17 protein-coding genes and 1 pseudogene are annotated in these 22,927 nt (G+C 72.3%); 12 read left to right on the plus strand and 6 right to left on the minus strand.

Going from position 1 to position 22,927, the window contains the following annotated elements:
* Positions 1–93: 93 nt before the first annotated feature.
* Positions 94–762: a response regulator transcription factor gene (locus AB0F77_RS19440; RefSeq protein WP_361949649.1), complete on the minus strand. Its 669-nt coding sequence runs from the start codon at positions 760–762 to the stop codon at positions 94–96.
* A gap of 266 nt (positions 763–1,028) precedes the next feature.
* Between AB0F77_RS19440 and AB0F77_RS19445 the strand changes: the two genes are divergently transcribed.
* A complete protein-coding gene (locus AB0F77_RS19445) occupies positions 1,029–3,818 on the plus strand; it encodes a LuxR C-terminal-related transcriptional regulator (protein WP_361949652.1) in 2,790 nt (929 codons plus the stop codon).
* A gap of 48 nt (positions 3,819–3,866) precedes the next feature.
* The gene (locus AB0F77_RS19450; RefSeq protein WP_361949655.1) at positions 3,867–4,394 is read left to right on the plus strand and encodes a hypothetical protein; all 528 of its coding nucleotides are present in this window, start codon (positions 3,867–3,869) and stop codon (positions 4,392–4,394) included.
* 71 nt (positions 4,395–4,465) lie between these two features.
* Here the strand turns inward: AB0F77_RS19450 and AB0F77_RS19455 are convergent, their stop codons facing one another.
* Entirely contained in the window at positions 4,466–5,158 is a 693-nt protein-coding gene (locus AB0F77_RS19455; protein ID WP_361949658.1) for a glycerophosphodiester phosphodiesterase, read from the minus strand.
* Positions 5,159–5,171: 13 nt separating this feature from the next.
* Positions 5,172–6,283: pseudogene (locus AB0F77_RS19460) on the minus strand (adenosine deaminase).
* A 347-nt stretch (positions 6,284–6,630) separates the two neighbouring features.
* On the opposite strand from AB0F77_RS19460, the gene AB0F77_RS19465 reads away from it, so the two are divergent.
* On the plus strand, positions 6,631–7,416 hold the full coding sequence (locus AB0F77_RS19465; RefSeq protein WP_361949849.1) for a DUF4190 domain-containing protein: 786 nt from the start codon (positions 6,631–6,633) through the stop codon (positions 7,414–7,416).
* A 61-nt stretch (positions 7,417–7,477) separates the two neighbouring features.
* Here the strand turns inward: AB0F77_RS19465 and AB0F77_RS19470 are convergent, their stop codons facing one another.
* On the minus strand, positions 7,478–8,035 hold the full coding sequence (locus AB0F77_RS19470; protein WP_361949661.1) for an NADAR family protein: 558 nt from the start codon (positions 8,033–8,035) through the stop codon (positions 7,478–7,480).
* A gap of 206 nt (positions 8,036–8,241) precedes the next feature.
* On the opposite strand from AB0F77_RS19470, the gene AB0F77_RS19475 reads away from it, so the two are divergent.
* The 8 genes from AB0F77_RS19475 to AB0F77_RS19510 all read left to right on the plus strand — a co-directional run bounded on the left by AB0F77_RS19475 (position 8,242) and on the right by AB0F77_RS19510 (position 17,945).
* Positions 8,242–9,777, plus strand: a complete 1,536-nt coding sequence (locus tag AB0F77_RS19475; RefSeq protein ID WP_361949664.1) for a gamma-aminobutyraldehyde dehydrogenase — start codon at positions 8,242–8,244, stop codon at positions 9,775–9,777.
* 56 nt (positions 9,778–9,833) lie between these two features.
* Positions 9,834–11,081, plus strand: coding sequence for a spermidine/putrescine ABC transporter substrate-binding protein (locus tag AB0F77_RS19480; RefSeq protein WP_361949667.1), 1,248 nt, complete (start codon positions 9,834–9,836; stop codon positions 11,079–11,081).
* A gap of 5 nt (positions 11,082–11,086) precedes the next feature.
* A complete protein-coding gene (locus AB0F77_RS19485) occupies positions 11,087–12,256 on the plus strand; it encodes an ABC transporter ATP-binding protein (protein ID WP_361949671.1) in 1,170 nt (389 codons plus the stop codon).
* Between the two features lie 2 nt (positions 12,257–12,258).
* Complete coding sequence (locus tag AB0F77_RS19490; protein ID WP_361949674.1) at positions 12,259–13,185, plus strand: ABC transporter permease; 927 nt, start codon at positions 12,259–12,261, stop codon at positions 13,183–13,185.
* The gene (locus AB0F77_RS19495; RefSeq protein ID WP_361949677.1) at positions 13,186–13,986 is read left to right on the plus strand and encodes an ABC transporter permease; all 801 of its coding nucleotides are present in this window, start codon (positions 13,186–13,188) and stop codon (positions 13,984–13,986) included.
* Positions 13,987–14,009: 23 nt separating this feature from the next.
* Positions 14,010–15,437, plus strand: coding sequence for an FAD-dependent oxidoreductase (locus AB0F77_RS19500; protein WP_361949680.1), 1,428 nt, complete (start codon positions 14,010–14,012; stop codon positions 15,435–15,437).
* Positions 15,438–15,560: 123 nt separating this feature from the next.
* The gene (locus AB0F77_RS19505) at positions 15,561–16,013 is read left to right on the plus strand and encodes a hypothetical protein (RefSeq protein WP_361949683.1); all 453 of its coding nucleotides are present in this window, start codon (positions 15,561–15,563) and stop codon (positions 16,011–16,013) included.
* A gap of 105 nt (positions 16,014–16,118) precedes the next feature.
* Entirely contained in the window at positions 16,119–17,945 is a 1,827-nt protein-coding gene (locus AB0F77_RS19510) for a glycoside hydrolase family 18 protein (RefSeq protein WP_361949686.1), read from the plus strand.
* Here the strand turns inward: AB0F77_RS19510 and AB0F77_RS19515 are convergent.
* Together AB0F77_RS19515 and gabT are read right to left on the minus strand one after the other, a co-directional pair.
* Positions 17,884–18,714, minus strand: coding sequence for a phosphatase PAP2 family protein (locus AB0F77_RS19515; RefSeq protein ID WP_361949689.1), 831 nt, complete (start codon positions 18,712–18,714; stop codon positions 17,884–17,886). The genes AB0F77_RS19510 and AB0F77_RS19515 overlap by 62 nt on opposite strands.
* Before the next feature lie 153 nt (positions 18,715–18,867).
* Positions 18,868–20,202, minus strand: a complete 1,335-nt coding sequence (gabT, locus tag AB0F77_RS19520; protein WP_361949692.1) for a 4-aminobutyrate--2-oxoglutarate transaminase — start codon at positions 20,200–20,202, stop codon at positions 18,868–18,870.
* 263 nt (positions 20,203–20,465) lie between these two features.
* Here gabT and AB0F77_RS19525 point away from each other — a divergent pair, with 263 nt between their 5' ends.
* A complete protein-coding gene (locus AB0F77_RS19525) occupies positions 20,466–22,922 on the plus strand; it encodes an ATP/GTP-binding protein (protein ID WP_361949695.1) in 2,457 nt (818 codons plus the stop codon).
* Positions 22,923–22,927: the final 5 nt, after the last annotated feature.

Raw genomic sequence — 22,927 nt, forward strand, 5'->3', positions numbered from 1 at the left:
GAACGGCCGAAGAACTCGATCGTGAGGCGCGCGTCGGGGACGGCCCCGGGGCAGACCGCCCGCCCCCGGGACCGACCCGCGCTGCCCGAACGGTCAGATGTAGCCTTCCCGCAGGGCATGCGCCACGGCGTGCGCCCGGTTGCGCAGGTGCAGCCGGGTGGTGAGCCCGTGCAGGACGTTCTTGACGGTGCGTTCGGAGTAGGACAGCTTGCTCGCTATCTCTCCGGTGTCGAACCCCTCCGCGACCAGCCTCAGCACGTCCACCTCGCGCGGCGTCAGGCCGGACGAGGGGGCGCCGGAGCGGCCGGCCGCGTTGCGGTGCAGCGACCCCACCTGGCTGATGAGTCGGCCGAGCAGATCGGCCGGCAGGTCGCCGTCGCCCCGGGCGGCCGCGAGCACGGCCTGCACCAGGCGCTGGGCGGTGGCCTCGTGGCGCCACACGATCGCGCCCACCCCGCACTCGATGACGTCGAGGAGTTCGGCCTCCCGCAGGGTGCGCACGACGAGCACCGCCCGCGCGCCCTCGCTGCGCACCAGCCGCCGCAGCCGGGTCAGCGCCTGTTCGTCGAGCGCGTCCCCGACCACCAGCGCGACGGTGCCGGGCGCCGTGTCGCCCTCGTCCCGCAGGTCGACCTCGGGGAAGCGGCGCAACTGGCCCAGCACCCCCTCCCGCAGGATCGGGTCCGGGGCGTGCACCGCCACCGGGGTCCGCGGGGTCGGTGCGGGTGCTGCGATCTGTGTGGTCCGTGCTGTGCCGGTCAAGCGTTTCCCCCTTGTCCACCTGCACGCCATTTCCATGAAGTCAATGGCCGACGTGCACTTTTCACACTCCTGTCGCGGTGGGCAGGAGTGCAATCGTGGAGCACCACGAGTGCGACCACGAGATCGGCCGCGGGATCACCACGACAGCCGCCGCCGGCCCGCTCCCACCGGCTCCCGGCCCGTTCGTGGGACTCCTCGTACCACCTCGCGGCCGCGGTGAGCGTCCTCGTCGGTGGGAGACGCCCCGTCCCAGCAAGGAGGCAGTCATGACGCCCACCGCACCCGCGCGGCGGCCCGACGAACACCGCAGGGCCGCCCGGCTGCTGGCCAGGGCCGCGGCCCTGGCCAGGGCCGGTGCGGGCGGCCTCGTGCTGCTGCGCGGCGCCACCGGAACCGGCCGCACCACCGTCCTGGAGGAGGCGGCCGAGGACGCCGCCGTCCACGGCATGCGCGTCCTGCACGCCCGCTGCTCGCCCGGCGACACCGGCGCCCCCTTCGCCGCCGTGCTCCAACTCCTGGGCCGCGTACGCCACTCGGAGGATCCCGGCATGGACGACCGGGAGCGCGCCACCGTGCTGTGGCGGGTGCTGCGCGCACAAGCCGACGAGGGGCCGCTGTTCGTCGCCGTCGACGACGTCCACCTCGCCGACGGACCCTCCCACCGCTGGCTCGTGGAGGCCGCCCGCCACGTGGGCCGATTACGGCTGCCCGTCCTGCTGGCCGTCACCGAACGCAGCCAGTACGACGTGGACCCGCCCGCGCCCGGCTTCACCCACACCCTCCCGCCCGCCCTCGTGCGCGCCCACACCCTCGCCCCGCTCAGCGACGACGCGGCGGCCGACCTGGTGCGCGCCGCGTTCCCCGCCGCCCGCGCCGACCGGATCGCCGCCTGCGCGCGGGCCGGCGCCGGCTCCCCGCTGCTGCTGCGCGCCCTCCTCGACGACCTCGCCGCACCCGACGGCCACCCCGGCGTCCCCCGCACCCCCGGTCACCCCGTCCTGCCCGACAGCGTCGCCGCGCTCTACCCCGGCGACTACCCCGCCGCCGTCTCCTGGTGGCTGGACAGCGCGGGACCCGGCACGGCCGAGGTGGCCCGCGCCCTCGCCGCCCTGGACGAGGGCCACCGGCCGACCGCGACGGGCGGCGGCCCCACCGCGCTCGCCGCACTGCTCGCCGGACTGGCGGGCGCCGATCCCGCCCGGGTGGCCGGCTGGCTCACCGCCATGACCGGACTCGGCCTGCTGCGCCCCGACCCCGAGGGCCGCCTCCGCTACGCCCACCCCCTGCTGCGGGACGCGGTCCTCACCGGCGTCCCCGCCGACCGGCGCCGGGCCGCGCACCGCGCCGCCGCCGAGGCCATGCTGAACCGCGGCGACCCCACCGAGACCGTCGCCCGGCAACTGTTGCTCGCCGCCCCGGTGGCCGTCCCCTGGGCCCCGGGGGTGCTCCGGGACGCCGCCTCCCTCGCCCTGCGCGACGGCCGGCCCGAGGACGCCGTCGCCTATCTGCGCCGGACGCTGGACGAGCCGCTGGCCGACGAATGCCGCCAGCGGGCGCTGACCGAACTGGGGTCGCTGGAGTGCGCCGACCAGGAGGTGTCCTCCGGGATACCCCGGCTCACCGAGGCGCTACGGCTGCCCGGCGCCCCGCAGGACCGGGTCCGCGCGGCCGTCGCCCTCGGCACCGCGCTGGCCGGGCGCGGCAAGGCCCGCGCCGCCGTGGAGATGCTGCGCACCGTCGACGACCAGCTCGGCCACCGTCCCGACCTCGCCGGCACCCTGCGCAGCGCCTCCGCGCTGGTCTCCGACCGCGACGCCACCGTGCGCCGGGAGGCGTACCGGTGGCTGGGCGACACCGTCGAGCACACGCCCGAACTCGTCGGCCCGGCCACCCGCGCCCTGCTGGTGCGGCACGCCGCCACCGCCGGGCTCACCTCGGCGGGCGACGCGATGCGGCGGCTGCGGGCCATGCTCGCCGAGCCGTCCGACCCGATGACCGAGCCCTTCCTGCTCGGCACCGCCGCAGCCGTCGCGCAGTGGGCCGACGAACTCGACGAGGCCGACCGGCTCGTGGACCGCGGCCTCGCCGGACAGCGGCCCGACCTGCTGCATCCCATGTACGAGGCGCTGCTCAACGTGCGCGCGGACGTCGCCGCGGCGCGCGGCCAGTACGCGTGGCTGCCCGCCGAGCCGCCCGTGACGGCGGACGCCGGACCCGCCAACGTGCACGCCCACGCCCTGATCGCGCTGGTGGAGCGGGGCCGCGCGGACGAGGCGCGGCGGCTCGCGGACGGCTTCGACCTGCGGGCCGCGCCCGACTCCTGGGAACTCAACCGGTTCCTGTACGCGCGGGGTGTGCAGCGGGCCGCCTCCGGCGATACGGCCGGGGCGCTGCTGGACTTCCTGGAGTGCGGGCGCCGGCAGTCGGCCCGGGAGGTCGTCAGCCCCGTCGTCACGCCCTGGCGCACGGCCGCCGCGGAGTGCCTGCTCGCGCTCGGCAACCCGGTGGAGGCCCTTGAACTCGCCGAGGAGGAGCTGCGGTTGGCCCGGGTGTGGGGCACGCCCCGCACGGTGGGCCGCGCCCTGCGCTCCCTCGCCACGGCGACCGGCGGACGCCGTGGCCTGGAGCTGGCCGAGGAGGCCGTACGGCTGCTGCGGGACGTGCCGTCCGGGACCGAGGGGGAGCTGGGGGCGGCGTTGCTCGCGCAGGGGCGGCTGCTGCTCGCCGCCGGGGAGCGGGTCCGGGCCCGGGAAGGGCTGCGGGAGGCCGCCGAACACGCCGAGCGATGGGGGGCGTTGCGGCTGCGCTCGCTGGTCGACCAGGCGCTGCGCGAGGGCGGCGCCCGCCGCACCGGCACCGCCCGCACCGGGTCGGGCGCGCTCACCTCCAGCGAACGCCGGATCGCCCAACTCGCCGCCGAGGGCCGCACGAACACGGAGATAGCCGAACTCCTCCACCTGGCCCGCCGCACCGTGGAGACCCACCTCACCAGCACGTACAAGAAGTTGGGCATCCGCCGCCGGCTGGAACTTCGGGGCACGCTGACGGGGGAGTGACGAGCACAAGGTTTTGAACATGTTCAATTCTCGGCGTAGGCTCCTGCCATGAGCGACAGAGCCGCCCTGCTCCGGGGCATCCGCGTCTGGCTGGTCTCCTTCGTCGTGTGCCTCGTCCTCAGTGGCGCCACCGCGTTCCCGCTGGTCCACGAACTCCACTGGGCCGAGGACGTGTTGCGGTCCCTGTCGGTGCCGGAGTACCTGCCGGCCCTGACGTCCTGGATCTCCCGGGTCCGCGAGGGGCTGGACACCGTCGACGCCGACCACCCCTTCGTGCTCTACGGCACGGACTGGCTGGCGTTCGCCCACCTCGTCATCGCGGTCGCCTTCTTCGGCCCCTACCGCGACCCCGTCCGCAACGTCTGGGTGGTCGAGTTCGGCATGATCGCCTGCGCGGGCATCCTTCCCCTCGCGCTGATCTGCGGGCCCATCCGGGGCATCCCGCTGTGGTGGACCGTCGTCGACATGTCCTTCGGCGTCTTCGGGATCGTCCCCCTGTACGTCGTACGACGCAGGATCAAGCGGCTGGAGGCGCTGACGGCCGCGGCGCCGGCCTCCGCGGCGTTCGCCGGGTGAGCAGGGCCGGCGGGTGAGCAGGGCCGGCGGGCCCGGCCCGATGGGTCGGCCCGCCCGGCCGGGCGGGAGCCTCAGTCCTCGCGGGGGCCGCGCAGGGCGCACAGGGCGTCGACGCGGTTCGTGGTGATCGAGTCGACGCCCAGGTCGATGAGCCGGCGCATGGAGCGGCGGGTGTCGGGGGTCCACACGGACAGCAGCAGCCCGTTGTGGTGGACGCGCTCGGCGAGGTCCCGGTCGACCAGGGAGAAGCGGTAGTTGAGCCAGCGCGGGCGCACCGCCGCCAGCACACCGGGACGCGGCGGCGCGAGGCTCGTCCAGGTCAGGGCGATCTCGGCGGACGGATCGGCCGCCCGCACCCCGAGCATCGCGGGCGCCGCCGCACAGTAGTAGGCGCGGTCCGCCGCCCCGCACCGCCGTACGGTGTCCACGATCGTCCGGGCGGCCCGCCGCTCCACGTGCCCGGGCAGGTCGACCATCACCCGGGCGCCGTCCGTGGCCGCGAGGGCCTCCGCGAGCGTCGGCACACCGCCGCCGGTGAGGTCGCGCACCTCGTCCGCGGACAGTGACCGCAGGGGCCGGTCCACCTCCCACAGCCGCTTCAGCGTCTCGTCGTGCAGCAGCACGGGGACGTCGTCACGGGTGAGCCGTACGTCGAACTCCACGGCGTCCGCGCCCCGTTCGAGCGCGGAACGCAGGGAGTCGACCGTGTTCTCACGGAAGCGGTAGGGGTCGCCGCGATGGGCCACTGCGGTCACGGTCTGCATGGCGGCCATGGTGTCAGGGGGCGAGCCACTGGGCGGTGTAGGTGTCGATCTCCGCCGTGATCCGCGCCTTGCCCGCCGTGTCCAGGAACGACGCCTCGACGGCGTTCTTGGCGAGGTCGGCGATGCCGCGCTCGTCGAGGCCGAGGAGCCGGGCGGCCACCGCGTACTCGTTGTCGAGGTCGGTGCCGAACATCGGCGGGTCGTCCGAGTTGACCGTGACCAGCACGCCTGCGTCGGCGAACTGCTTGATCGGGTGCTCGTCGAGGGTGCGGACCGCGCGGGTGGCGATGTTGGAGGTCGGGCACACCTCCAGCGGGATGCGGTGCTCGGCGAGGTGCGCCAGCAGCTTCGGGTCCTGCGCGGAGCTGGTGCCGTGTCCGATGCGCTCGGCGCGCAGTTCGTTCAGCGCGTCCCACACCGTCTCGGGCCCGGTCGTCTCGCCGGCGTGCGGCACGGAGTGCAGTCCGGCGGCGATGGCACGGTCGAAGTACGGCTTGAACTGCGGGCGCGGTACGCCGATCTCGGGTCCGCCGAGCCCGAACGACACCAGGCCCTCCGGGCGCAGCCGGTCGTCGGTGGCGAGCCGCGCGGTCTCCTCGGCGGCTTCGAGGCCGGCCTCGCCCGGGATGTCGAAGCACCAGCGCAGCACGGTCCCGAACTCGGCCTCGGCCGTCTTGCGCGCGTCCTCGATCGCGTCCATGAAGGCGCGGGCGTCTATGCCGCGCCGGGTGGAGGAGAACGGGGTGATGGTCAGCTCGGCGTAGCGCACCTGCTGGCGGGCCAGGTCGCGGGCCACCTCGTAGGTCAGCAGCCGGACGTCCTCCGGGGTGCGGATCAGGTCGACGACGGACAGGTACACCTCGATGAAGTGGGCGAAGTCCGTGAACGTGAAGTAGTCGGCCAGGGCCTCGGGGTCGGTGGGGACCTTGGAGTCGGAGTGGCGGGCGGCCAGGGCGGAGACGATCCGGGGGGACGCGGAGCCGACGTGGTGGACGTGCAGTTCGGCCTTGGGCAGTCCGGCGATGAAGGCGTGCGGGTCGCGGGCGGCGGTGTCGGTCAAGGGGTCCTCCCCGGAAGGGCGCCGGCGGAACGGGTCCGGGCGCGGGTGATCGGCTGATCGGTGATCCGGGGGTCATCGTAGGCCGGGCCGGGAGCGGCACGGGGGCCGACTCCGCGGCCGGACGCCGCGGGCGGCCCGGCTCGGGGTGCCGCGCAGGCGAGGCTTTAGCATGACTCGACGAACGATCGAGGGGGACATCGAGGGGGATGGGGACGTGACGGATCAGACACGGCCGGACGGGGGCGGGGGAGCGGACTTCGACCCGTGGGCACCGCCGGAGGACAAGCCGTCCCTGGACAAGGGCCCGCGTCCGCCCGCACCGGGACAGCCGGCGCCGCCGTTTCAGCCCCCCGTACCGGGACAGCCGTTCCCCGCGCCGGGCCCGCACGCCGTCGCGCCGGGCGGGCAGCCCATGGCGCCCGGTCAGCACCCCACGGCGCCGGACCCGCGGTCCCAGGCGTCCGGTGAACAGTCCTCCGCACCGGGCCCGCAGCCTCCCGCACCGAACTGGCAGCCTCCCGCACCGGGCCAACAGCCCCAGGCCCCCGGCCGACCGGCCACCCCGGACCAGTCCGCCACCCCGGTCTGGCCCGCTCCCACCCCCGACGGGCGGCCCCCGGTGCAGCCGCCGTCCGTGCACGACCAGGCGACCATGACGGCCATGCCGTCGGTCGGGTTCGGGGGACCGGCCCACGGCGGGTCCGCCGCGACCCCGCCCATGGGCTGGGCCGAGGGCGCCGTGCCGCCCCCGCCCGTCGGGCCCGCGGGCCCCGGCTCCCCGGTCCCGGCCGCCCCCGGCGGCTACGGCTACCCCGGCTACCCGCAGGGCTACGGCTGGCCCGGCGCGCCGATGGGCCCGCAGAACGGCATGGGCACCACCGCGATGGTGCTGGGCATCCTGTCCATCTGTCTCTTCTGCCTCTACGGCGTCGTCTCGGTGATCCTCGGGGTCATCGCCGTGATCCTCGGCGTCAAGGGGAAGCGGCGGGCCGACCGCGGCGAGGCGACCAACCGCAGCCAGGCCCAGGCGGGCTTCGTCACCGGCATCATCGGCATCGTCATCGGCCTGGCCACGACCGCCCTGATCGTCGTCAGCATCGTGATCGCCGTGAACAACAGCGACGACGACGAGTCCGACTACGACCCCTGCTACAACTCGGCCCCCCGGGTGACGGCCCCGGTCCTCGCGCACGGCTGACCCGGGGCCGGTCCGGGGGAGCGGTGCTCCCGTGCCGCCGTCCCCGGCGCACCCCGTGCCGCTATCCCCGGCGCAGCCGCTCCCGGGCCTCCATCAGGGCGAAGCCCAGGAGGTTCGCGCCCCGCCAGCGCTCGGGCGCCTCCGCGGCCTCGTGGTCCGCCGCCAGGCCGATGCCCCATATGCGGTCCATCGGGCTCGCCTCCACCAGGACGCGCTCACCCGTGCCCAGCAGGAACTCCCGCAGCTCCGGGTCGGACGAGAACTTGTGGACGCTGCCCTCGACCACGGCCCCGAACCGCTCGCGCCGCCACACCGCCTCGTCGAAGCCGCGCACCAGCCGCCCCGCCTTCTTCGCCTCGGCGGGGTGCCCGGCCGCCAGCACCCGCCGCTCCCCCTCCGGGTCCCGGAACAGCCGGGCCTTGGCGGCCATCATCCAGTGCTCCGCCGTCGCGTACCGCACCCCGTCGACCACGAACGGCGACGGCCACCACTGGCTCAGACAGCTCGCCCCGACCCGCCCGTCGGTCCGCGGGGCGTGTCCCCAGAAGTGCAGGTACCGGATGCGCGCCCCCGCGTGGACCTCCCCGATCAGGGACTCCACCGAATCGATCTTCCCCATGCACGCCAGTCTGGCAGCCACCACCGACACTCCGTCCCCCGTTTTCCCGCCCGACTCGACAGCTGGTCGACAGATTCCGTCGCGTAACCAAAAGGCAACAACGGAATCACTTGTTGGCGTCCCTTTGCTCTGTCAGGATCGGCACTCAAATCGAGCTGGAGCCACGCCCCCCGCCTCCGGGCGGGCGCACGGCGGAGGAGAGCGACATGGACAACCCGGGCACCGCCGCCCCGGAGCGATTCCCGGCGCGTGAGCGCCTCGCGGACGGCGCGCAGTACATCGCCGGACAGCTCATGAAGGGCACGTCGGGCCGCACCCACACCGTGGTCGACCCGGCCACCGGCGAGGATGTCCACACGTACGAACTCGCCGGCGCGGACGACGTGGACTCGGCCGTCGCCGCCGCCCGCGCCGCCTTCCCCGCCTGGGCCGCCGCCACGCCCGGCGAGCGCTCCGACGCCCTGCACCGCTTCGCCGCCGTACTCGCCGACCGCGCCGAGGAGTTCGCCCGCGCCGAGTCCCTCCAGTGCGGCAAGCCGCTCAAGCTGACCCGTGAGTTCGACGTCCCCGGGACCATCGACAACACCGCCTTCTTCGCCGGCGCCGCACGGCACCTCCAGGGGCAGTCGGCGGGGGAGTACTCCGGCGACCACACCTCGTACGTGCGCCGCGAACCCATCGGTGTCGTCGGCTCCGTCGCCCCCTGGAACTACCCCCTCCAGATGGCCGCCTGGAAGGTCCTCCCGGCGATCGCCGCGGGCAACACCATCGTGCTCAAGCCCGCCGAACTCACCCCGCTGACCTCGCTGCTGTTCGCCGAGGCCGCGACCGACGCGGGCATCCCGGACGGTGTGATCAACATCGTCACCGGCACGGGCAGGGAGGCGGGTGAGCACCTCGTCGGCCACCCCGACGTGGCCATGGTCTCCTTCACCGGCTCCACCGCCGTCGGCAGGCGCGTCGCGGAGATCGCCACCGCCACCGTCAAACGCCTCCACCTGGAACTCGGCGGCAAGGCGCCCTTCGTCGTCTTCGACGACGCGGACCTCGACGCGGCCGTCAACGGGGCGGTCGCCGGCGCGCTCATCAACACTGGCCAGGACTGCACGGCCGCCACCCGCGCCTATGTGCAACGGCCGCTCTACGAGGCGTTCGTCGAGCGCACCGCCGCCCTCATGGAGACGGTCCGCCTCGGCGACCCCTTCGCGCCCGGCACCGACCTCGGCCCGCTGGTCTCGCACGCCCAGCGCGACCGCGTCGCTGCCTTCGTCGACCGCGCCCGCGCCCACGCCCGCGTGGTCACCGGCGGCGAGGCCCCGCAGGGTGCGCTGAAGGAAGGCGCGTACTATCGGCCCACCCTCGTCGCCGACGCGGCGCAGGACAGCGAGATCGTCCAGGCCGAGATCTTCGGCCCGGTGCTGGTCGTCCTGCCGTTCGACGGTGACGACGAGGGGATACGGCTGGCCAACGACACCCCGTACGGCCTGGCCGCCTCCGCGTGGAGCCGCGACGTCTACCGGGCGAACCGCGCCACCCGGGAGATCGGGGCGGGCTGCGTATGGATCAACGACCACATTCCGATCATCAGCGAGATGCCGCACGGCGGCTATCGGCAGTCCGGCTTCGGCAAGGACATGTCCGTGTACTCATTCGAGGAATACACGCAGGTCAAACACGTAATGTTCGACAATACCGCGGTGGCCCGCAAGGACTGGCACCGCACGATCTTCGGGGACCGATAGCGACGACGGGCCGCCCGACCACCATGGCCCACACCTCCCGAAAGGGCACCACGCGCATGGAGCAGTACGAGCCCGACCGCCTGACACCGGCCCAAGCGGCCGCCATGCGGCGCAGTTTCCGCAACGGGCGGGCCGCCCTCACCCGCCGGTCCCTGCTGCGCGCCTCCGCGGGCGGCGCGCTCGCCCTCGGCGGCCTCGGGGCGCTGAGCGCCTGCGGGATCCCCGCGGCCGGCAAGACCCAGGGCGGCACGTCGGCCGAGGACCACTCGGCGAAGGAGAAGACCGTCAACTTCTCCAACTGGACCGAGTACATCGACGTCGACGACAGCGGCAAGCACCACCCGACGCTGGAGACCTTCACCCGGCGCACCGGCATCAAGGTCAAGTACACCGAGGACATCAACGACAACAACGAGTTCTTCGGCAAGATCAAGCCGCAGCTCGCCGCGGGCCAGGACACCGGCCGCGACATCGTCGTCCTCACCGACTGGCTGGCCGCCCGGCTGATCCGCCTGGGCTGGGTCCAGAAGCTCGACCCCTCGAACCTGCCGCACGCCTTCACCAACCTGTCGCCCCAGTTCCGCAACCCCGACTGGGACCCCGGCCGCGCCTACTCCTATCCCTGGCAGGGCATCTCGACCGTCATCGCCTACAACAAGAAGGCCCTCGACGGCGTCGAGGTGAAGTCGATCTCCGATCTGCTGGACAACCCCAAGCTCAAGGGGCGCGTCGGCTTCCTCTCGGAGATGCGCGACAGCATCGGCATGACCCTGCTCGACATGGGCAAGGACCCGGCGAAGTTCACCGACGACGACTTCGACGCGGTGATCGCCCGCCTCCAGAAGGCCGTCGACAAGGGGCAGATCCGCCGCTTCACCGGCAACGACTACACGTCCGACCTGACCAAGGGCGACTTCGCCGCCTGCGTCGCGTGGGCCGGAGACGTCGTCCAGCTCAAGGCCGACAGCCCCGACGTCGACTTCGTCATCCCCGACAGCGGCTACATGACGTCGACCGACAACATGCTGATCCCCAACAAGGCACGCCACAAGACGAACGCGGAACGGCTCATCGACTTCTACTACGAGCCCGAGCAGGCCGCCGCGCTCGCCGCGTACATCAACTACGTGAGCCCGGTCGACGGTGTGAAGCCCTACCTCGCCAGGATCGACAAGGACGCGGCGAACAACCCGTTGATCGTTCCCGACAAGGCCATGCAGGCCAAGTCCCACGCCTTCCGCTCACTGAGCCAGAAGGAAGAGACGGCCTACGAAGAGAAGTTCGCGAAGCTCACAGGGGCGTGACGAAGATGACGACAGACACCAGCGGCGACGTCCGCCTCTCCGGGATCGGCAAGACCTACGGCTCCTTCACCGCCGTGCACCCGCTCGACCTGACCGTGCCGCAGGGCTCCTTCTTCGCCCTGCTCGGCGCGTCCGGCTGCGGCAAGACCACCACCCTGCGCATGATCGCCGGCCTGGAGGAACCTTCCTCCGGGACCGTGCACCTCGGCGACCAGGACGTGACCCGGCTGCCGCCGTACAAGCGGCCGGTGAACACCGTCTTCCAGTCCTACGCCCTCTTCCCGCACCTCGACATCTTCGAGAACGTCGCCTTCGGCCTGCGCCGACGCGGCATCAAGTCGGTGAAGAAGCAGGTCGAGGAGATGCTCGACCTGGTCCAGCTCGGCGAGCAGGCCCGCAAGAAGCCGCACCAGCTCTCCGGCGGCCAGCAGCAGCGCGTGGCCGTCGCCCGCGCCCTGATCAACCACCCCAAGGTGCTGCTGCTCGACGAGCCCCTGGGCGCCCTCGACCTCAAGCTGCGCCGCCAGATGCAGCTGGAGCTCAAGCGCATCCAGACCGAGGTCGGCATCACCTTCATCCACGTCACGCACGACCAGGAGGAGGCCATGACCATGGCCGACACGGTCGCCGTGATGAACGCGGGCCGGGTCGAGCAACTGGGCCCGCCCACCGACCTCTACGAGAACCCGCGGACCACGTTCGTCGCCAACTTCCTCGGCACCTCCAACCTCATAGAGGCCGAGGTCGACACCAGGGCCGGCGGGGAGATCGTCGTACGGGCCGGCGGCGGCAAGCTGGTGCTGCCCGAGGCGCGCTGTTCCGCCCCCGCCGCGGCCGGCGGCAAGGTGCTGGTCGGCGTGCGCCCCGAGAAGATCACCCTCACCCACGCCGACGACGCGGGCACGATCCCTGAGGCCCGCAACCGCATCACCGGGAAGATCGCCGACTCCAGCTTCATCGGCGTGTCCACGCAGTACGTCGTCGACAGCGCCGTCTGCCCCGAGTTCGAGGTCTACGCGCAGAACGTCGAGCGCGATCCCCGGCTGGTGCCCGGCGCCGAGGTCGTCCTGCACTGGAGCCCGGCCCACACGTTCGGGCTCGACGCGGCGCAGTCCCTGCTCGCCGGGACGACGGGCACCGCCGGCGTCGGGACCGCAGAGGAAGAGGCCGCGTAGACATGTCGACCCTCACCGAGGCGCCGCCGCCCCTCGCGCCGGCGCCGGAGCGGAAGAAGCCCCGCGCGCGTGGCCGCCTGACGCCGTACTGGCTGCTGCTGCCCGGCATCCTGTGGCTGCTGGTCTTCTTCGCGCTGCCGATGATCTACCAGGCGTCCACGTCCGTGCAGACCGGCTCCCTTGAGCAGGGCTACAAGGTCACCTGGCACTTCGCGACCTACTGGGACGCGCTGGGCGAGTACTGGCCGCAGTTCCTGCGCTCGGTCGCCTACGCGGCCGCCGCGACCGTGCTGTGCCTGCTGCTCGGCTATCCGCTGGCGTATCTGATCGCCTTCCGCGCGGGCCGCTGGCGCAACCTCGTCATGGTCCTGGTGATCGCGCCGTTCTTCACCAGCTTCCTGATCCGCACGCTGGCCTGGAAGACGATCCTCGCCGACAACGGGCCCGTCGTCGGCGCCCTCGACACGCTGCACGTCCTGGACGTCACCAACTGGCTCGGCTGGACCGCGGGCGACCGGGTGCTCGCCACCCCGCTCGCGGTGGTGTGCGGACTGACGTACAACTTCCTGCCGTTCATGGTCCTTCCGCTCTACACCTCGCTGGAGCGCATCGACGGACGGCTGCACGAGGCGGCGGGCGACCTGTACGCCAAGCCGTTCACCACCTTCCGCAAGGTGACCTTCCCGCTGTCCATGCCCGGCGTGGTCTCCGGGACGCTGCTGACGTTCATCCCGGCGGCCGGCGACTACGTCAACGCCGAACTCCTCGGCTCCACCGACACCCGCATGATCGGAAACGTCATCCAGACGCAGTTCCTGCGCATTCTCGACTATCCGACGGCGGCGGCCCTCTCGTTCATTCTCATGGCCGCGATCCTGCTCATGGTCACCTTCTACATCCGCAGGTCCGGGACGGAGGATCTGGTCTAAATGCCCTTCGTCAACTGGCTCAAGCGCCATCTCGTCGTCATCGCGGGACTCGTGACGCTCGGATACCTGCTGCTGCCGAACGTCGTCGTCACGGTGTTCTCCTTCAACAAGCCGAAGGGGCGCTTCAACTACGAGTGGCAGCAGTTCTCCACGGACGCCTGGAAGGACCCGTGCGGCGTCGCCGACCTGTGCGGCTCGCTCTCCCTCAGCCTCCAGATCGCCGTGTGGGCGACGGTCGGCGCCACCGTGCTCGGCACGATGATCGCCTTCGCGCTCGTGCGCTACCGCTTCCGCGCGCGGGGCGCCGTCAACTCGCTGATCTTCCTGCCCATGGCGATGCCCGAGGTCGTCATGGCCGCCTCGCTGCTCACCCTGTTCCTCAACCTGGGCGCCCAGCTGGGCTTCTGGACCATCCTGATCGCCCACATCATGTTCTGCCTGAGCTTCGTCGTCACCGCGGTCAAGGCCCGCGTGATGTCGATGGACCCCCGTCTGGAGGAGGCGGCGCGGGACCTCTACGCCGGGCCGGCGCAGACGTTCCTGCGCGTCACCCTGCCCATCGCGGCACCCGGGATCGCCGCGGGCGCGCTGCTGTCCTTCGCGCTCTCCTTCGACGACTTCATCATCACCAATTTCAACGCGGGCTCCACCGTCACCTTCCCCATGTTCGTGTGGGGTTCGGCGCAGCGCGGAACGCCCGTCCAGATCAATGTCATCGGCACGGCCATGTTCCTCGTCGCCGTACTGTTCGTCCTGGCGTCCATGGCCGTCGGAAACCGCCGCAGCAGACAAAGGGCATGACCGCTCTGTAGGGAGTTGACATCATGGCCCCGAGCGCCATGAGCCGAAACGGCGATTGGACCCGATCCCTTTCCGAGGCGCAGCCGGTCCCGTACTGGCTGGAGGACCCCGGCAGGCCCCGTCCCGAGCCCGCCCTCACCCGCACCGAGAGCTGTGACCTGCTGGTCGTCGGCGGCGGATACAGCGGGCTGTGGACGGCGCTCAACGCGAAGGAGCGCGACCCCGGGCGGGACGTGGTGCTGCTGGAGGGCCGTGAGGTGGGCTGGGCCGCCTCGGGCCGCAACGGCGGCTTCTGCGCCGCCTCCCTCACCCACGGGCTGCCCAACGGGCTGACCCGGTGGCCGGACGAGATCCACCGGCTCCAGGAGCTGGGCGCGCGCAACCTCGACGAGATCGAGAAGGCGGTCGCCCGCCACTCCCTGGACTGCGACTTCGAGCGGACGGGCGAGATCGACGTCGCGACCGAGACGTACCAGGCGTGGGAACTGCGCGACTGGCACCGGGAGTTGCAGGACCGGGGTCTCGCGGACGGCATCGACTTCCTGGACGCCGACGCGGTCCGGGAACAGGTCGACTCGCCGACCTTCGAGGCGGGGCTGTGGGACCGCCGGGGCGTCGCCCTGGTCCACCCGGCGAAGCTGGCCTGGGGCCTGCGGCGGGCCTGTCTCGCGCTGGGCGTGCGGATCCACGAGCACACACCGGCGCTGACCCTGAAGCCGTACGGCGCCGGCATGGAGGTACGCACTCCCTACGGGGCGGTCCGGGCCCGGCAGGTCGCGCTCGGCACGAACATCTTCCCGAACCTGGTCCGGCGCGTGCGCGCGTACACCGTGCCGGTCTACGACTACGCCCTGATGACCGAGCCGCTGACCGCGGAGCAGCTCGCGTCGGTCGGCTGGCGGGGCCGCCAGGGCCTCGGCGACTCGGCGAACCAGTTCCACTACTTTCGCCTCTCCGCCGACAACCGGGTCCTGTGGGGCGGTTACGACGCGATCTATCCCTACGGCGGGCGGGTGCGCGCGGAGTACGACGACCGCCCGGAGACGTACGCCAAGCTCGCCGGGCACTTCTTCACCTGCTTCCCGCAGCTGGAGGGCGTCCGCTTCACCCACGCGTGGGGCGGCGCGATCGACACCTGCTCCCGCTTCTCGGCGTTCTTCGGCACCGCCCACCAGGGCCGGGTGGCGTACGCGGCCGGCTACACGGGCCTCGGGGTGGGCGCCACCCGCTTCGGCGCCGACGTGATGCTGGACCTGCTGTCCGGCGAGCGCACCGAGCGCACGGAACTGGAGATGGTCCGCAAGAAGCCGCTCCCGTTCCCGCCGGAGCCCTTCGCCTGGACGGGCATCGCCCTCACCAAGTGGTCCCTGGCGCGGGCCGACGCCCACGCGGGACGCCGCAACCTCTGGCTGAGGACGATGGACCGGCTCGGTCTGGGCTTCGACAGCTGAACCCTCGGGAAGCGAGTGTGACCCAGGTCACCGCACACGGTCGTGGAACCCGCGTAATGCCCGGTCCGGCGCCCCCTCTCCCCGTGTGACGCGAGTGCGTTCATGGTCGACAGGGAGGTTTTCATGGCTGGGGCGAAGACGGCGGTCGAGTGGCTGGCATCCGTCGCACCGGATCCCGAGGCGTGCCGGTGGGAGTGGGAGCGCAGCCCGCACGGGGTCGCGCTGCTGCCCGCGGGCCGGGCCTGGGACGTCCTGATCCTGCCGGGCGACCTCGGCTATCCGACGCTGGACGTGCTCACCCGGGTCCTCGATCAACCCGGCCCCGTGCTGGTCGACTTCGGGGACGACCGGGTGGGCTTCTTCGTGCCCCCGGGCACCGCGTCCCGCTGGCTGGGCACCGGCATCCGCACGGTGGGGCGCGGCACCTGGATCGTCGTGCCGTACCCCGGCCGGTCGACACGCGGTGTGCGCTGGCTGGTTGAGCCGGACGGCGCCGGCACCCTCACCGACCCGGCCCTGCTCGAACTCGCGATGCACGAGGCGGCGGCGGGGCTGGCCACGGAGGGCGACGGGTAGCGGCCCCGGCGGGCCCGGACACCGCCGGAGGTCTTGACAACAGGATTGGTCTGGACCAAGTTGAGCGCGCTCCACCCTCCAAATCCCCCATGCCCGGAGGCACTCGTGGAACGCAGGAGACCAGGCACCAGATCCCTCCTCGCCGCGCTCACGGCCGCACTGCTGGCCCTGCCCGGCATCACCGCCCTCTCGTCGGCCGCCCGCGCGGCCGACGCGGACCTCGCCCGCAACGGCGGCTTCGAGTCCGGCCTCGACGGCTGGAGCTGCACCGCGGGCAGCGGCACGACCGTCACCTCACCCGTGCACGGTGGCGGTTCGGCCCTCCAGGCGACCCCGGCGGGCAGCGACAACGCCCAGTGCGCGCAGACCGTGACCGTGAAGCCGGACTCCCAGTACGCCCTGTCCGGCTACGTCCGCGGCTCCTACGTCTACCTCGGCGCGAGCGGCACCGGCACCACCGACGTCTCCACCTGGACCCAGTCCGCGCCCGCCTGGCAGCAGCTCACCACCACCTTCCGCACCGGCCCGTCCACCACCAGGGTCACCGTCTACACCCACGGCTGGTACGGCACCGGCGCCTACAACGCCGACGACATCAGCCTGATCGGCCCCGGCGGCGACACCGCCCAGCCGCCCGCCGCCCCCACCGGCCTCAGGGCGGGCACCGTCACCTCGTCCAGCGTCGCCCTGTCCTGGACCGCCGTCCCCGGCGCCACCGGCTACGCCGTCTACCGCGACGGCACCCGGGTGACGACCACGACCGGCACCTCGGCCACGGTCACCGGACTGTCCGCCGCCACCGCGTACGCCTTCCAGGTCACCGCCACCAACACCGCGGGCGAGTCCGCGCGGTCCGCGACCGTCACCGCGACCACCTCCGCGGGCACCGGCGGCGGGGGAGGCGGCGGTTCCTCCGACCTGCCGGCCCACGCCCTCGTCGGCTACCTCCACACCACCTTCGCCAACGGCTCCGGCTACACCCGCCTGGCCGACGTCCCCGCGAGCTGGGACGTCATCGACCTGGCCTTCGGCGAGCCGACCTCGGCCACCTCCGGTGACATCCGCTTCAACCGCTGCCCGGCCTCCGAGTGCCCCGGCGTCGAGTCCGACGCCGACTTCAAGGCGGCGATCAAGGCCAAGCAGGCCGCGGGCAAGAAGGTCCTCATCTCCATCGGCGGGGCCAACGGCCAGGTCCAGCTCACCACCACGGCCGCCCGCGACACCTTCGTCTCCTCCGTGTCGAACATCATCGACACCTACGGGCTCGACGGGCTCGACATCGACTTCGAGGGCCACTCCCTGTCCCTCAACGCCAACGACACCGACTTCAAGAACCCCACGACCCCGGTCGTCGTCAACCTGATCTCGGCCCTGAAGACCCTGAAGGCCAAGTACGGGGCCAAGTTCGTGCTCTCCATGGCCCCGGAGACCTTCTTCGTGCAGATGGGCTACCAGTTCTACGGCACCGGCCCGTTCGGCGGGCAGGACCCGCGCTGCGGCGCCTACCTCCCGGTGATCTACGCCCTGCGCGACTCGCTCACCCTGCTGCACGTCCAGGACTACAACTCCGGCCCGATCATGGGCCTGGACAACCAGTACCACTCCATGGGCGGCGCCGACTTCCACATCGCCATGACCGACATGCTGCTCACCGGCTTCCCGGTCGCGGGCAACGCCAACAACGTCTTCCCGCCGCTGCGCCCCGACCAGATCGCCATCGGCATGCCCGCCTCCACCAACGCGGGCAACGGTTACGTCCCGCCGTCCGAGGTCACCAAGACCCTGGACTGCCTGACGAAGAAGACGAACTGCGGCGCGTACACCACCCACGGCACCTGGCCCGCGCTGCGCGGCCTGATGACGTGGTCGGTCAACTGGGACCGGTTCTCGAACTGGGAGTTCCAGCGGACCTTCGACGCGTACTTCGGCTGATCACGAGGGACAGCAGCGTCAGCAGCACCGCGCACAGGCAGCCACTGGCCAGCACGTCCGCCGGCCAGTGGTAGCCGCGGCGCACGAGCCCGTACCCGACACCGAGGACGACGACGCAGCAGACCGCGACCAGACCGCGGCGGGCCCGCGCGGTGCGCAGCCAGGGGAGGAGGACCAGCGTCGCCGCGCCGTACGCGACGGCCGCCGTGGCCGTGTGCCCGGAGGGGTAGTACCCGACGGCGGGCGGCACGGCGGGTGTGCCCGGACGGGCCACCCACTCCTTGAGGGGCATCACGAGCACCGGGACCAGCGCCATCAGAACGGCCGCCGAGAGGGGAGGGGCCCACCACCGCTCCACGCCACCACGACGCCCCCGCACGGAGACGTGCACGAGCGCGAGGACAAGGACGGGGACCGCGACCTGGGCGTTGCCGAGGTCGGAGAGCAGTTCGCCGAGGCGGTCCGGGTGGAGGAGGCCCCGGCTCAGCCGTTCGTCCATGCGCACCAGCGGACCGTCGGCCACGACCTGCCAGGTGATCAGCACGAACAGGAGGGCCGGGAGACCCAGGAGAAGGAAGGAGGTCGGCCGCCCCGGAACAGGGGGGGTAGTTCCGAGACGGCCGACCGGATCGGATTGTCGCGCGCCCCGGGGGGTTTGGGGCGAGCGACGGCCCGATCGGTGAGGAGATCCGGAGCCGGAGGCACCGGTGGTGTGCGCGAGGGCACGACCAGGTCGAAGCTGGGGAGGCCCCGGCCTGGGGTCGCCCACAGTCCCCTGTGGGCGGGGTGTATCTCTCATCTGGGTAGAACCTACGGGAGCGGATCGCTCCAAGACAGTCGGAACGGCAACCCGCCATCCACCTCGCACACCTTCTTCACACGCCCTGACAACGACGTCACCCGAGGCGTACAGGACAGGTGGTCAGACGCCCGCGAACGCCTGCTCGATGATGTCGAGGCCCTCGTTCAGCAGGTCGTCACCGATGACGAGGGGCGGCAGGAAGCGCAGCACATTGCCGTACGTGCCGCAGGTCAGGACCAGCAGGCCCTGCTGGTGGCACGCCTTGGCCAGCGCGGCCGTCGCCTCCGGGTTCGGCTCCTTGGTCGTCCGGTCCTTGACCAGCTCGATGGCGATCATGGCGCCGCGGCCCCGGACGTCACCGATGACGTCGAACTTCTCGGCCATGGCCGTCAGCCGGCCCTTCATGACCGCCTCGATGTTCTTCGCCCGCGCGTTGAGGTCCAGCTCCTTCATCGTCTCGATGGCGCCGAGCGCACCGGCGCAGGCCACCGGGTTGCCGCCGTAGGTGCCGCCCAGACCGCCGGAGTGCGCGGCGTCCATGATCTCGGCGCGGCCGGTGACGGCGGCCAGCGGCAGACCGCCCGCGATGCCCTTGGCGGTGGTGATCAGGTCCGGGACGATCCCCTCGTCCTCACAGGCGAACCACTGGCCGGTGCGGCAGAAGCCGGACTGGATCTCGTCGGCGACGAAGACGATGCCGTTGTCGGCGGCGAACTGCCGGATCGCCGGCAGGAAGCCCTTGGCCGGCTCGATGAAGCCGCCCTCGCCGAGCACCGGCTCGATGATGACGGCGGCCACGTTGTCCGGGCCGACCTGCTTGGTGATCTGGTCGATGGCCTGCGCGGCGGCCTCCGGGCCGGCGTTGTCCGGGCCGGTCGGCCAGCGGTAGGCGTAGGCGACCGGCACCCGGTACACCTCGGGCGCGAACGGACCGAAGCCGTGCTTGTACGGCATGTTCTTCGCGGTCAGCGCCATCGTGAGGTTCGTACGGCCGTGGTAGCCGTGGTCGAAGACGACGACGGCCTGCCGCTTGGTGTACGCACGCGCGATCTTCACCGCGTTCTCCACGGCCTCGGCGCCCGAGTTGAACAGCGCGGACTTCTTCGCGTGGTCGCCCGGCGTCAGCTCGGCGAGCGCCTCGGCGACCTCCACGTACCCCTCGTACGGGGTGACCATGAAACAGGTGTGGGTGAAGTCGGCGAGCTGCGCGGAGGCGCGGCGCACCACGGCCTCGGCGGACGCGCCGACGCTCGTCACGGCGATGCCCGAGCCGAAGTCGATCAGCCGGTTGCCGTCCACGTCCTCGATGACACCGCCGCCCGCGCGCACGGTGAAGACGGGCAGCACGGAGCCCACGCCCTGCGCGACCGCCGCGGTACGGCGGGCCTGCAGCTCCTGCGACTTCGGACCGGGAATGGCGGTGACGACGCGGCGCTCCTGCGGAAGTGCGGTCATGAGGGGCTCCTGGGGGGTCTTGCGGGCACGTGTCTTCTTTTCTCGCAGGCTAGGCCCCCCGGCGGGGTGCGGGCATGCTCCATGTGGGCGTTGTCCGCGGGGTGCGGTTGTCCGCGGTGGACATAGGCAGGGCGATCGGGTTTCCGCCGATCTGGAGGTCCCTGGTCCGTTTTCCTGGCCGTGTGAGCGGTGAACTCCCTTTGTGGGCACGTTAGATTGACTTGCTGATGGTGGACGGAGCGGCTGGTCAGGGGGCAAGGGCGATGGACAGCGACGGGACGCAGGACGCGCGGGGCACGCATGCGAACCCGGTGCCCCGTCCGGCGGCACCACAGGACCCGCCGGCGACGCCGCGCGGGGGGTCGGTCGTTCCGCCGCGGCCTTCCCGCGCGCCGGACACCATGCCGACCACGGCCGCGCCTACTCCGCTTCCCCGTTCGCCCGTTGCCGAGTGGCTCGACGAGCCGCGCCCGATCGCCGAGCCCGGCATCTGGCGGTACGGCTACCAGTTGCCGAAGGCAGCGCGCGCGGGGGAGAGGCTCGCGCCGGTGACCGTCATCGGCATGCTGATTCCTCTCGGCGTGGCTTTCGTGGTGTGGAGCCTCTGGCAGCGCGGGGCCATCCCGTACCAGTTCGCGGTCCTGCGGTTCTTCACTCCGGACAACTGGTGGTGGGGTGGCACACTCGTCGCACCTCGGCAACATGAGGGGCAGCCGGTGGAGTACCCGGGCCAGGAGGCCCTGGTGGTGTACAGCGGGATCTTCTTCGCCGTGCTCGTCCTCGCCGTGATCCGGCTGGGCGGCTGGTTCGCCGTAGCCCGTCATCTCATGGCCCGCAGGCCCCAGCCCGCTCGTGCTCTGCTGGCCGTCCTGGGCGCCCTGGTCGCGTTGAGCCTCGTCTTCCCGTCCGCCTTCCCCGGCGCCGGCTGGGCCCCGGTGCCCGTCGTCGACCCTCTGCTCTCGCTCAGCGTGCTGATCACCGGCAGCTACGAGATCTTCACCTCGCAACTCTTCACCGATGCGCTGTACACGCTGATCACCCTGTTGGTGGTGTGGCCGTTCGCCCGAATCGGCGGCTGGTGGTCGTACGCGAAACAGGGGCTTGCCGCGCGTGCCCGGGCAAAGGCAGAGCCGGACTCCCGGCCTGCGGGCGGCCTGCCGCCGTCGCAGTGGCCGGAACTGCGGGAGGCCGGGCTGCATCAGGCCGCCGACGTACTCGCCGCCGAAGTGCTCGCGGGCCGCATGAACGATGTGGACTGTGCGCGGATCGGTCATATGTGGAGCGTGGCCCGCAGCCGGGCACGGCTCACATCGTTCGCGGAGACGGTGCTGCGGGAGCGCGCGGCGGCGTGGACCCACCCGTCCGGCGACCGTGACCTGCCCGGCCGGGCCGCCAGACATGACCTGCTTGCCGACCAGGTCCGCATCGGACGCTGGGTGGCGGGAGACCGTACCCCTCTTGCCTACGGTGGTGCCGGGGCGGCCCTCGGGCCGGACACCCTCGGCACGTCACTGCTCGTCGTGGGCCCGTCCGGCTCCGGCAAGACACGTCATCTGATCCGTCCCGTCGTCGAGTCCCTCGGACTGCAGGCGCTCACCGGCAACTGCGCCGTCGTTGTGGTCTGCGCCGCCGGGACCCCGCTCGGTCCCGACTCCGCATACGACGTCGTCGTGCGCCTGGGAGACGCCGCCTCTCTGCACGATCTCGATGTGTATGCCGGCTCGGACGACCCCGACGAGGTGGCCGCCTTCATGGCGGAGGGGCTGGTGGGCGATCTCAGCACGGTGAACGGGCAGCGCACGGCCACCGCGCTCGCCCAACTCCTCGGCCCCTACCGGGCGGCTCACGGCCACTTCCCGAACCTGCCCGTCCTGCGGGAACTCCTGGAGGCAGAGCCGTCGGCGTTGACCGCGCTGCGCGCTGCGCTCGCCGGCGAGGAACATGCCGTGATGCGCCGCGAACTCGATGCGCGCGTCCGGCAGTCGGGCGGTGCGGGCGATCCCGGGCCGGCTCTCGCGGATCGGCTCTCCCTGCTGGACCGGCCGGTTTTCGCCGACTTCTTCGACGCGAGCGACGGCGGCACCCGCGCGTTCTCGCTGCGCGCCGTCGCCCACCATCCGCTGCGTGTCCGTATCGACCTGCCCCAGCGCGGACACGAGGAGGCGTCCAGGCTGCTGACCAGGCTGTTGCTGGCCCAGTTCGGAGCCGTCACCGGAGACGGCGAACGGGCTCACTTCGCCTGCCTCGTCCTGGACGACGCCACGGGGGCGGTCACGACCGAGTCCGTTCGCCGCATCCAGCGCCTGCGCTCTCGCAATGCGGGTGTCGTGCTGAGCCTGCCTACGGTCGGGGACGTTCCCGAGGCCCTGCACGGGCCGCTGTACGGCGCGGTCGGCTGCCGTATGGCGTTCTCCGGCGTGACCACGTGGGACGGCAGCCGCTTCGCGAGTGCCTGGGGCACGCAGTGGGTGGAGGCGCGGGACGTGGCCCGGCACACCGTCTTCGCGGACCAGCCGATGACCCGCGCGATCCACGCCCTGCGCAAGCTGGTGACGGGAAAGGCGGTCACAACGGAGGCCGTGACCGTTCGGCAGGTGGAGCGGGAGCGGTGGTCGGCGTCCGAGCTGGCGCACGGGGTGCCGCCGGGGCACGCGGTGCTGTCCCTGACGACCGTGCAGGGAGAGCACGCTCCGCCCCTGCTGGTGGACCTGACGCGCTGAGGGGG

The organism is Streptomyces sp. NPDC026672 (assembly GCF_040638185.1).
Lineage (GTDB): Bacteria > Actinomycetota > Actinomycetes > Streptomycetales > Streptomycetaceae > Streptomyces.